The sequence below is a fragment of the Klebsiella sp. AqSCr genome (assembly GCF_008452795.1).
GTDB classification, from domain to species: domain Bacteria; phylum Pseudomonadota; class Gammaproteobacteria; order Enterobacterales; family Enterobacteriaceae; genus Klebsiella; species Klebsiella pneumoniae.
On sequence record NZ_MJDM01000005.1, the window covers coordinates 812720 to 823861 of the forward strand.

13 protein-coding genes are annotated in these 11142 nt (G+C 60.5%); 11 read left to right on the forward strand and 2 right to left on the reverse strand.

Translation table 11 applies throughout. From position 1 onward, the window contains the following. Window positions 1-56 precede the first annotated feature (56 nt). The 11 genes from BHE81_RS07900 to BHE81_RS07950 all read left to right on the forward strand — a co-directional run bounded on the left by BHE81_RS07900 (window position 57) and on the right by BHE81_RS07950 (window position 9364). Window positions 57-1025, forward strand: coding sequence for a PDR/VanB family oxidoreductase (locus BHE81_RS07900; RefSeq protein ID WP_023301848.1), 969 nt, complete (start codon window positions 57-59; stop codon window positions 1023-1025). 11 nt (window positions 1026-1036) lie between these two features. Further along, window positions 1037-2320: an amidohydrolase family protein gene (locus tag BHE81_RS07905; RefSeq protein ID WP_023301847.1), complete on the forward strand. Its 1284-nt coding sequence runs from the start codon at window positions 1037-1039 to the stop codon at window positions 2318-2320. After that, complete coding sequence (locus tag BHE81_RS07910; RefSeq protein WP_002908128.1) at window positions 2310-2789, forward strand: RidA family protein; 480 nt, start codon at window positions 2310-2312, stop codon at window positions 2787-2789. The genes BHE81_RS07905 and BHE81_RS07910 overlap by 11 nt, the downstream gene beginning before the upstream one ends. Then, window positions 2786-3667 carry a creatininase family protein gene (locus BHE81_RS07915; RefSeq protein ID WP_004151186.1) on the forward strand — a complete coding sequence of 294 codons (882 nt, stop codon included), beginning with the start codon at window positions 2786-2788 and terminating at the stop codon, window positions 3665-3667. Before BHE81_RS07910 ends, BHE81_RS07915 begins: the two co-directional genes overlap by 4 nt. Next, a complete protein-coding gene (locus BHE81_RS07920; RefSeq protein ID WP_023301846.1) occupies window positions 3667-4650 on the forward strand; it encodes an ABC transporter substrate-binding protein in 984 nt (327 codons plus the stop codon). The genes BHE81_RS07915 and BHE81_RS07920 overlap by 1 nt, the downstream gene beginning before the upstream one ends. Next, window positions 4647-5477 (forward strand): ABC transporter ATP-binding protein, encoded by an 831-nt coding sequence (locus BHE81_RS07925; RefSeq protein ID WP_014907462.1) that lies wholly within the window; start codon window positions 4647-4649, stop codon window positions 5475-5477. The genes BHE81_RS07920 and BHE81_RS07925 overlap by 4 nt, the downstream gene beginning before the upstream one ends. A gap of 1 nt (window position 5478) precedes the next feature. Continuing rightward, a complete protein-coding gene (locus BHE81_RS07930; RefSeq protein ID WP_004145364.1) occupies window positions 5479-6294 on the forward strand; it encodes an ABC transporter permease in 816 nt (271 codons plus the stop codon). A gap of 26 nt (window positions 6295-6320) precedes the next feature. After that, window positions 6321-7742, forward strand: coding sequence for an FAD-binding oxidoreductase (locus BHE81_RS07935; RefSeq protein WP_024622671.1), 1422 nt, complete (start codon window positions 6321-6323; stop codon window positions 7740-7742). Window positions 7743-8126: 384 nt separating this feature from the next. Next, complete coding sequence (locus BHE81_RS07940; RefSeq protein WP_015958547.1) at window positions 8127-8603, forward strand: hypothetical protein; 477 nt, start codon at window positions 8127-8129, stop codon at window positions 8601-8603. A 1-nt stretch (window position 8604) separates the two neighbouring features. Then, a complete protein-coding gene (locus BHE81_RS07945; RefSeq protein ID WP_015958548.1) occupies window positions 8605-9033 on the forward strand; it encodes a hypothetical protein in 429 nt (142 codons plus the stop codon). A gap of 31 nt (window positions 9034-9064) precedes the next feature. Next, a complete protein-coding gene (locus BHE81_RS07950) occupies window positions 9065-9364 on the forward strand; it encodes a hypothetical protein (protein WP_023301844.1) in 300 nt (99 codons plus the stop codon). 90 nt (window positions 9365-9454) lie between these two features. Here BHE81_RS07950 and chrA read toward each other — a convergent pair whose 3' ends face one another. After that, window positions 9455-10822, reverse strand: a complete 1368-nt coding sequence (gene chrA / locus BHE81_RS07955; protein WP_023301843.1) for a chromate efflux transporter — start codon at window positions 10820-10822, stop codon at window positions 9455-9457. Next, window positions 10791-11142 (reverse strand): chromate resistance protein ChrB domain-containing protein (locus BHE81_RS28660; RefSeq protein WP_228268705.1); only part of this gene is annotated, 352 nt, incomplete at its 5' end. The genes chrA and BHE81_RS28660, both read right to left, overlap by 32 nt.

Here is an 11142-nt window from a genome sequence, read left to right on the forward strand (position 1 = left end):
CTCTTCGCCGCCCCTGGCCGCCCTGCAGACAGCGGAGTGAGGGAGAGAAAACGGTAATGCACAGCCACGATCTTATTTCGGTCTCGGTCGGGGAAATACGCCCCAACGGACAGGGAAATCTATCCATAATTTTGCAGGCGGCGGCCGGTGAAATATTACCGGCCTACTCCGCCGGGGCGCATATCGATATTATTATTCCCGGCGTCGGCCCGCGGCAGTATTCCCTGTGCGGCACGCCTGACCGCAGTAATACTTATGAAATTTGCGTCAGACTGACTGACACCTCCACCGGCGGCTCACGCTATTTGCACCAGCAGCTCAAAGCCGGCGATCGGCTCGCCATTTCGCCGCCGCGCAACCATTTTCCCCTGCCGCAGGCCGGGCGCTACCTGCTGTTTGCCGGCGGTATCGGCATCACGCCTTTGCTGGCGATGGCTGAAGCGATTGCCGCCAGAAAGGGGGCGCTGGAGCTGCATTATTATGTCGCCAGTTCGCGCCAGACCGCCTTCTCCCCGCGCCTGAACCAGCTGACTGCGAACAGCACGGTGGCCATTCACTGCAGCGAGGAAGGCGCGTCGTTTCGCCAGCGGGTCCCCGAATGCTTAACTGTGCCCCACCCTGATACCGCAGTAATAGCCTGCGGCCCGGAGGGTTTTATTCAGAGACTGCGGTCGGTCATGGAGGAATATCGCTGGTCGCCGTCGCAGTTCGTATTCGAGCGTTTTACTCCCGCGGCGGAAAATAATACTGCGGCGAAAAATGCGTTTTATATTGAGCTGGCCTCCAGCGGGCAGCGCCTGCAGGTGGCCGCGGATCAAACCATTGCTCAGGTATTACAGCACGCCGGGGTGGAGGTAATGCTCTCCTGCGAACAGGGAATGTGCGGCTCCTGTATTACCGGGGTCCTCGACGGGATCCCCGAGCACCGGGACAGCGTGCTGACGGCGGAAGAGAAAGCCGGCAACGACCAGATCACGCTCTGCTGTTCGCGGGCGAAATCGCCGGGTCTGGTTTTGGATCTGTGAGGAGACTGACGATGACGCTCCCCTCCTCTTGCGCGCCGCTCACCGGTATCAGCCGCGCCCGACTCCCGGCCTGGGCGCTGCCCGACGGCTGGCCGACGCGGGCCAACGGTGAACCGCTGCTGGCGGACCTGGCCTTTCGCGACGGCCGGATCGCCACACTGACCCCAACCGACCAGCCGACTCCCGGCCTGTGGGACCTGGCGGGAGCCCTGACGCTCCCCGGCCTGGTGGAACCCCATGCCCATCTGGACAAGACATTCACTATTGAACGCTGCCGTCCAGCGCAGGCCGGGCTGCTGCCGGCGATCCACGCCATGCATGAGGATCGCCGACACTGGTCCAGGGCGGATATTCAACGCCGAGCGTCCACCGCGCTGGCCCGGGCGGCAGCGAATGGCGTGACCCATTTGCGCAGCCATGTCGACTGGTTTACCGCCGACGCGCCGGACGCCTGGCAGGAGATCGCCCGCCTCGATACCGTCGGCCTCACCCTGGAGCGGGTGGCGCTGGTCCCGCTGCCCCTGTTTCGCGAGCTGGCGCAAGCGGAGGCCATCGCCCGGACGGTCGCCAACAGCGGAGAGCGCTGCCTGCTGGGCGGCTTCATCCACTCCTCCAACTGGGACGCCACCGCCATGGAAAATCTGCTGTACAGCGCGGCCCGCTGGGATCTGGATCTGGATTTGCATATTGATGAGGAGCTCAGCGAAGTGTCTCAGGGGCTGACCTGGCTGGCGGATCATCTCTCCCGCCACCCTTTTCCCGGGCATATCTGCTGCAGCCACGGCTGCGCACTGGCCGCCGGCAGCGACGAACAGGCGGCGCCGATCCTGCGCCAGCTGGCGGCGCACGGCGTCACCCTTATCGCTCTGCCGATGACCAACCTGCTGCTGCAGGATGCGACGTTCGGCCGCACGCCGCGCCTGCGGGGGATCACCCTGCTGCACGAGGCGCAGGCCGCCGGCGTGGCCACCCTGCTCGGCTGCGACAACGTGCAGGATGCCTTCTGCCCGGCGGGGAGCTATGACCCGCTGGACACCCTGGCCTGCGGTCTGTTCAGCGCTCAGCTCAGCGACCTGTTCGACCGGCAGTCGCGGCTGATCTGCGATCGCGCGGCGCTAACCGGTTCGCCGGCAGACGCGGCGCCTTTTGCCGTCGGGGCGGCGGCCAGCGTAGTGATTTTCCCGGGTAGCGACCGTTTTACCTGGCCTTTAAACAGCGCCGCCCGTCTGGTGGTTAACCACGGCAGGTTAACCCACCGGCGCGTGTGGCAGGAGGAGATGGCACATGAGTCTTGAAGCAGGCGCCGGGGCGCCGCTGGCGCGGTATGCCGCCTGGCGCAGAGCCGGCGATTTTATCTTTCTCTCCGGCATTATTCCGGTCAATCCCCTGACCGGCACCATCGTCAACGGCTTTCAGGATGTGCCTGAGCCGGTGCGGGAGCTGCTGGGGGCGACCGGCGAATTTTCGACCGATGCGAAACAGGGCCCGATCCTCGCCCAGAGCTGGTACGTCCTGGAGAGCATCCGCCGCACCGTGGCGTCCGCGGGAGGGCAGATGAGCGACGTTATCAAGCTGGTGCAGTACTTTCGCAACCTTGACCATTTTCCCTATTACAGCCGGGTCAGGAAGCTGTTTTACCCCGACCAGCCGCCCGTTTCCACCGTGGTGCAGGTCAGCGAAATGCTGCCCGACGCCACGGTACTGATTGAAGTCGAAGCGACCGTCTGGTTACCCCCGTCATTTAACTCCGAGGCACCGCGATGATTAACGGTTACATTCCTGCCGCGCGCTTTCTTCCTTTTCTGAGCTGGACGGACGTGGCCGCCCTGCCGGATAAAAGCAATACGGTTATCGTCCTCCCCACCGGGGCGATCGAACAGCACGGCCCGCATTTGCCCTGCTCGGTGGACAGCGTGATATCTTCCGGCGTGGCGGGCCATGCCCTCGCCAGGCTGCCGGCGACGATCCCGGCCTACGCCATTCCGCCGATCGTCTACGGTAAGTCCGAGGAGCATCTGCATTTTCCCGGCACCCTGACCCTTAGCGGCGATACGCTGCTGCATACCCTGCTGGAGATCGCCGAATCTCTCTATCGGGCCGGTTTTCGCAAGCTGTTGATGATCAACGGCCACGGCGGCCAGCCGCAGATCCTGCAGATCGCCTGCCGGGAAATGCGCCTGCGCCACGGGGATTTCATCGCCATCCCCCACGACGTGTTCAACGTGCCCAACTGCGAAAAACAGTTTCTCAGCCCGCATGAACAGCGGATGGCGATGCACGCCGGGCATAGCGAAACGGCGCTGATGCTGGCGCTGGCCCCGGAGTGCGTTCATATGGAGCGGGCGGTCGCCAACTTCCCGCCGGAATTCCCCTGCCCAACCCTGTCGAAAGGTCGTCCGGCGGCGGCGTGGGCGTCGTATGACTTTGGCCCCAGCGGGGTGATTGGCGACCCGACCCCGGCGACGCGGGAGCAAGGCGAAGGGCTTCTCGACTCCCTCGCCGCCAGCTGGGCGCAGGCGATCATCGAGATCCACCGCATGGCCTGGGTCGAACGTCGCGAACCGACCTGGGGCAAACAGCACTGGCACGGCTTTGTGCAGTCCCTACCACCTTCTTTCGCTGCTGAATCCAGGGAGCCCTGATGAATACCAGATTGACGCCCGTTTTTACCCTGCTGACCGTGGCCGCCCTCGCGACCTCAGCCTCCTGCTTCGCGGCGGAGAAGTTTACCTTTCTCACCAACTGGTATGCCCAGGCCGAACACGGCGGGTTTTACCAGGCCCAGGCCACTGGGCTGTATCAACACGCCGGTCTCGATGTCGAAATTAAAATGGGCGGCCCGCAGATCAACGTCATGCAGCTGATGGCGGCCGGTCAGGCGGACTGCACCCTTGGCGACAACGGCCAGGCGCTGGAGACCTGGCAGGCCGGGGTGCACGCGGTGACCGTCGCCACCGTGTTCCAGCACTCGCCGACGGTGTTTATCACCCATGACAAGGTGGAGAACCCGGCGGAACTTAAAGACAAAACCTTCCTGCTCGCCACCGAGGCCTATACCTCCTTCTGGCCGTGGGCGAAAAGCGAGCTGGGTCTGGCTGGCAGCAAAGTGCGCCCCTATACCTTTAACGTTCAGCCGTTCCTCGCCGATAAAAACCTGGTGCAGCAGGGCTACGTGACCTCCGAGCCGTTCTCCGTCGCCAAAGGCGGGCAGCCGTTCTATGTCTATCCGCTCAGCGACTGGGGCTACCCGCCCTACGGCAACTCGATTATCTGTATGGCCGACACCATCCGCAAACGTCCGGCGGCGGTGGCGGCCTTCGTCAAAGCCTCCATGGAAGGCTGGAAAAGCTACCTGCAGGATCCCACCCCCGGCAACAGCCTGATCGGTAAAGCAAATCCGCAAATGGGCGCCGAGCAGATCGCCTTTGGCATTGCCCAGATGAAGCAGTACCAGCTGGTGACCGGCGGCGATGCTAAGACCGGCGGCATCGGCATCATCACCGAGCCGCGGCTGAAGAAAACCTGGGACATGCTGGTGAAAAACAAACTGATCGACGCCAGCAAGGTGCCGTTTGAGCAGACTTACACCCTGGAGATGGTCAAAGACGCCGGAGTGATGCCATGAATACCGCCCCGAAACTGACCGTGATGAGCGATACCCGCTTTATACCCGCCGCTGCCACCCCGGCCATCGAGGTGCTGTCGGCGGAGAAAATCTACAGCAACGGCACCCGGGCGCTGCTGCCCGTCAACCTGACCATCAATCAGGGGGAGTTTATTACCCTGCTCGGCCCGTCCGGCTGCGGTAAAAGCACCCTGCTGAAGATGGTCGCCGGCCTGGTGGAGCCCAGCGACGGCAAGCTGATGCTGTGGCGGCGCGACAGTCGGGAAAAGGCCCAGCATCCGCTGTCGTTCGTCTTCCAGGAAGCCACCCTGATGCCGTGGAGCAGCGTGCGCAATAACGTCAGGCTGCCGCTGGATCTGGCCGGCGTGCCGCGCGCGGAGGGCAATACCCGGGTGAGTGAAGTCCTTGAGCTGGTGGGGCTGGGCAAATTCGCCGACGTCCTGCCGCGCGAACTCTCCGGCGGCATGCAAATGCGCGTCTCCATCGCCCGCGGCCTGGTCACCCGACCAAAGCTGCTGCTGATGGATGAGCCCTTCGGCGCGCTGGATGAAATTACGCGTAACAAACTCGACAGCGACCTGCTGCGTCTCTGGCAGGAGCAGAACCTGACGGTAGTGTTCGTCACCCACTCGATCCACGAAGCGGTGTTTCTCTCCCAGCGGGTGATCATGATGGCGGCCCGTCCCGGACGGGTGGTCGAAGATATCGCCATCCGCGAGCCGTTCCCGCGCAGCGAGGCGTTCCGCGTCAGCCCGGCCTTTTCCCTGTATGCCCGTCAGCTGCAGGACAGTCTATTGCAGGCCAGCCAGTCTGGTATGGAGCCATAATATGAAAACCACAACCGCAACGCCGTGGATCCAGCATCCGCGTTTTCTCAAAATTCTCTATCCGACCCTCGTCGCGGTGGCGATGGTGCTCCTGTGGCAGGGCGCAGTGAGCTATTTCCGTATCCCGGCCTTTCTGGTGCCGTCGCCGCTGGTGATGCTGGAAAGCCTGTGGACGCATCTCACGCCGCTGCTGCTGGCGCTGCTGTTCACCCTCAAGATCACCCTGATCTCGTTTCTGCTGTCGATTGTCATCGGCGCCGCGGTGGCGTTTATCCTGGTGCAGAACCGCTTTGTGGAAACCGCCCTGTTTCCCTACATCGTGTTTTTGCAGGTGACGCCGATCGTCGCCATCGCCCCGCTGATCATCATCTGGGTGAAGGATGCCACGCTCTCGCTGGTGGTGTGCGCCACCCTGATGGCGGTGTTTCCCATCATCTCCAATACCACTCAGGGACTGCGCAGCGTCTCCCCCGGCCTGCTGAGCTATTTTCGCCTCAATCACGCCAGCCGCTGGCAAACGCTGGTGCGGCTGCGTATCCCCTCGGCGCTGCCCTATTTCTTCGGCGCGCTGCGTATTTCCAGTGGGCTGTCACTGATTGGCGCGGTGGTGGCGGAGTTTGTCGCCGGGACCGGCGGGACCAATACCGGGCTGGCCTATCAGATCCTACAGGCCGGCTACCAGCTGGATATCCCGTTGATGTTTGCCGCGCTGCTGCTGATCTCTCTCGCCGGTATCGCGCTGTTTGGCGTGATGTCCTGGGTCTCGCGCCGGGCGCTCAGCGCCTGGCATGAAAGCGAAGCCGTGCAATCTCATTAATGTTCTGCTGACGAACAGGAAAAAGAATGATGACTGATGAACAGCGTCAACACGCGGTCGCGGCGATCCAGCAGGCACTCCCGGCGCTGGAGTGGACCTTACAGCCGGCGAAGATCAAACGGCTCTCCCGCGATTTTCACTGGTTCAGTCCGCTACTCACCGAGCAACTGGCGGGGAAACAGGCGGACGCGGTGGTTCGCCCGCGCGATGAAGAGGAGCTGCGCCAGCTGGTCTGCGCCTGCGCGCAGCACCAGCTGCCGCTGACCCTGCGCGGCAGCGCCACCGGCAACTATGGCCAACTGGTCCCCCTCGAAGGCGGGCTGCTGGTGGATATGACCGGGCTCAACCAGATCGTCGCCCTCGGCAACGGCACAGTGAGGGCCCAGGCCGGCATTCGCCTGGCGGACATCGAAACCGCCGCCCGCCAGACGGGCTGGGAGCTGCGCTGTATGCCGTCGACCTATCGACTGGCGAGCCTGGGCGGTCTCTACGGCGGCGGGTTCGGCGGCATCGGCTCCATCAACTATGGGCCGCTGGCTGCGCCCGGCAATGTGCTCAGCGTCAAAGTAATGACCGTCGAGCCGGTCCCCCGCGTGCTGACCGTCCCGGCTCCCGAAGCGCTGCTCCTGCATCACGCCTACGGCACCAACGGCATTATCCTGGAGGTTGAGCTGGCGCTGGCGCCTGCGCACCAGTGGATTGAACGTCTGGACGTGTTTGACGATTTCGCCGATGCGCTGAACTATGCCAACGCCTGCGTCCGCTCGCCGGGGCTGGTGAAGCGCCAGGTGGCGCTGCTGGCCACGCCGATCGCTGACTATTTTAGCCACCTCAACGATCGTTACCGCGCCGGGCAGCATGCGGTTATCAGCCTGATCGCCGAGGAGAGCGAAGGACTCTGCGCCAGCCTGTTACCGCGCCATCGCGGGAGCAACGCCATCCGGCAGGCCAGCGAGGAGGCCCGGACGCGCAACGGCTCGTTAATGGAATACTGCTGGAACCACACCACCCTGCATGCGCTCAAGGTGGACAATACGCTGACCTATCTGCAGACGGCGTTTGATCCGCTGCGCTATCCGCAGCAAATTTTACAGATGGAGCAGCACTTCGCCGGGGAGGTGATGTCCCATATTGAATTCCTGCGCGATATCGAGGGCAATCTCACCGCCAGCGGTCTGCAGCTGGTGCGCTATACCACGCCCGAACGTCTTAACGCCATCATGCAGATATTTCGCGACAACGACGTCAAGATTAACAACCCCCACGTGCTGCAGGTTGAGGACGGCAAACAGGGCGTGATTCGTCCCGACGTCGTGGCGGTGAAACAGTCTCTCGACCCGGCGGGATTACTTAACCCCGGCAAGCTGCGCGGCTGGGCGCTGCGCGACCAGCTGGAACTGGACGGCAACCCGCTGGCGCGGGCCACCCGCGAAAGCCCCACGACCTGAGCGTCCCATTCCGGGGCGCGCTAACCGGTCGCTGGCCCGCTTCTCTTCCTCCTGCCCGCGCGGCGAGTTTTTTTACGCCACTCATTCATATGAATGAGTGGCGTCTCTGTTTCCTCCGTTATACTCATCAAAAAAGCGACGATAAATTTATTATCACGGGTTAATTCCGCGGTTCAGTTTTCGTGTCGGATTAAATAGTTATTCCGAACACACTCTGGCGGATTATTTATTACGCGCTGTCATTTTATTACAACTTGCCGATTACCGGCCTGAACGACAAAAATGACCGTAAAATGAGTCGACATAAATTTGCCCCTATGAATTAAGCATATGATAAAAACGTTGTAAATTATTTTTATTCAACACAGCAATAGTGAGGATAATATGAGCGATGCCATTTCTTCGCAACTTGAAAACATCATTACGATGCTGATCGCCATCAGTATCGCCTCGGAAAGACTGGTAGAGATAATCAAAGGGTATTTTCCCTGGCTTAATCTGGAAAATCAGGATCCGGTCATCGAAGGACGACGCAAATCTGCCCTGCAGATATTAGCGGTGGTTGCCGGTATTGTGACGGCGTTTTTGACCCAACCTTTCGTCGCCGGCAGTTTCTCGGCCATTAAACATCCGGACCTGATGACATTATGTATTGGCCTGATGGCAAGCGGCGGATCGGCATTCTGGAACGTCATTCTTAATTATCTGTTGCAAGTGAAAAACCTGAAAAAGCAACAAGTCAGCAGCGTGAAAACGGATCCAGTAGCCGATCCTGCCCCCCCTTCTCCGGTTCATCAGGACGTGGTTCATGGCGCAGAGCCGGTCAGCTCAAACCCCTGTTTCAATCCGGAGGGTAAATAACATGGTATGGCGTGTCGCAAAGAGTCTGCTGATACTCAGAGATCAGATTAATCAATATGCTCCGCATCGCAACACGGACAGCGATGGCACCATTGGTGATGAACATCATGCCCACACCAACTCGGATCATAATCCGCAGGTGATAGATGGAAATATTGGTGTGGTAACGGCTATCGATATTACCCACGATCCTCAACATAAATGTGATGCTCAGGCGATTGTCGATGCGTTGGTCGCCAGCAAAGACAAACGAATTAAATATATTATCTGGAACAAACGGATCATTAGCGCTTCTGTCCAGCCTTGGGTATGGCGGGATTACCATGGCGTCAGCCCGCACGATAAACATTTCCACTTATCCGTGGTGCCGGTGAAAGCGCTGTACGATTACACCTTACCGTGGCTGTTATTTAATCCACATAAAGAATGATCCAGTTTTTTCCGATTACCGTGAGGCGAATATGACTCAACAAATCGACATTGAGAAAATAAAAGCGGCACTCAACGCCATTGAAGAACTCGAACAGATTGCCCGTTCAACGCAGCCGGCCGATATTAAAAATTTTTGTGTGGAATATAACAAAACATGGAAAAAGAAAGTGGATACCCTGCTGGCGCTGATTGATGAACCCATCAGTTCGCTGTTAGTTAAACTGGTGCCTTACTTACCCACACTGCTGGTGATTATTAACATGCTAAAGGCGGGCGTTGAGCAATATTGTCAACTGCATCTCGCGGAGGAGCCTCCCGTAGATAAATAATTGCCACCCATCCGGCCAGGGCCTGCTCAGGCACTGGCCTCCCTCCCCACTACCCCATCTGTCCACGTTTCTCTCAGCCCAACGCCGACCTTATCCTGCGCCGGACAGTCCCGCCATATGGACGATAAGCCCTACCGCGGCGGCGGTGGCCAGTACCCAGGTCAGCTTCCACTTATAGCGAAACAGCAGCCCGGCGGCGCCCAGGGCAATGGCTGCGGACCACGGGTCGAAACCGGATGGCCCCCAGACGCTATGCCAGATAAAAAACAGCGCCAGATTCAGGATAACGCCCACCACCGCGGCGGTGATGGCGGTCAACGGCGCGGTAAATCCCACCTTATTATGGGTCGTTTCAATAAACGGCCCGCCGGCGAGAATAAAGATAAACGAGGGTAAAAAAGTAAACCATGTCACCAGGCACGCCGCCGCGATGCCCCCCAGCAGCACATCATCGACGCCCAACACCGCTTTGGTGTAGCCGCCGACAAACCCGACAAAGGTCACCACCATGATCAACGGTCCAGGGGTCGATTCCCCAAGAGCGAGGCCGTCCATCATCTGCCCTGCCGTCAGCCAGCCATAGTGGGTCACCGCCCCCTGGTAAACATAAGGTAAGACGGCATATGCCCCGCCAAAGGTCATCAGCGCGGCTTTGGTAAAGAACCAGCTCATCTGGGTCAGCGGATGCGCCCAGCCCAGCATTAGCGTCAGGGCGGCCATCGGCACCAGCCACAGCAGCATCCCGGCGATCAGCACCTGAGAGGTACGCCGCCAGCTGAAAATGGCATGGGCCGGGATCGGCGTCGTGTCATCAATGATGGCGGCTCCGCCAGGGTGACTCTGCGCACGGTGGGCGTCCGCTTTGCCGAATATCGTCGGCGCCAGCCGTCCGCCGATAAAACCCACCAGTGCCGCGGCGAGGACGATCAGCGGAAAAGGAACGTTCAGCGCAAAAATAGCGACAAAGGCAGCGGCGGCGATGGTCCAGTAGGCGCCATTTTTCAGCGCCCGCGAGCCGATGCGGTGCGCCGCCTGCAATACTATCGCCGCTACGGCGGGTTTGATGCCATAAAAGATCCCCGCCACCACGGCGACATCCCCCCAGACGAGATAGATCCACGCCAGGGCGATGAGTAACACCAGCGAGGGCAAAATAAACAGCACCCCGGCGATGACGCCTCCCCAGGTTTTATGCATCAGCCAGCCGATATAGGTCGCCAGCTGCTGGGCCTCCGGGCCGGGCAGGACCATACAAAAATTGAGCGCATGCAGGAATCGCCCTTCCGATATCCAGCGTCGGTTATCCACCAGCTCCTGGTGCATCATGGCGATCTGCCCGGCAGGCCCGCCGAAGCTGATGAAGCCAAGCTTGAGCCAAAAGCGAAATGCCTGCCAGAAGGAGACGGAAGCGACGACGGAAGGACTGTCACTCTGCGGAAGAACGACCGTTTTGCTCATGATTGCCAGACCTCATTTCACAGGACCTCAGTAAGCCGTCGAACAGCGAGCAAGCTGCCGCCAGCAGTTGGTCATCGTCCGTAATGGTTTCCCGCAGCCCTGCAAGAATGCTTTTTACCCCCGCCGCCTCCGGGGTCGGTACCCCACCGACGTCCAGGAAGTGGATCAACCGTCCCAGACTGTCGGGGATCACCGCGTCCAGCACAAAACGCCGGACCAGTACTTCGAAGGTCACCAGCGTGCCGACATGGCTGAATGGCGCGCCGTCAAAATCAAAACCGACCGCCGTCGCCGGACAGGTCTCGGGCGCGGCCAGCCAC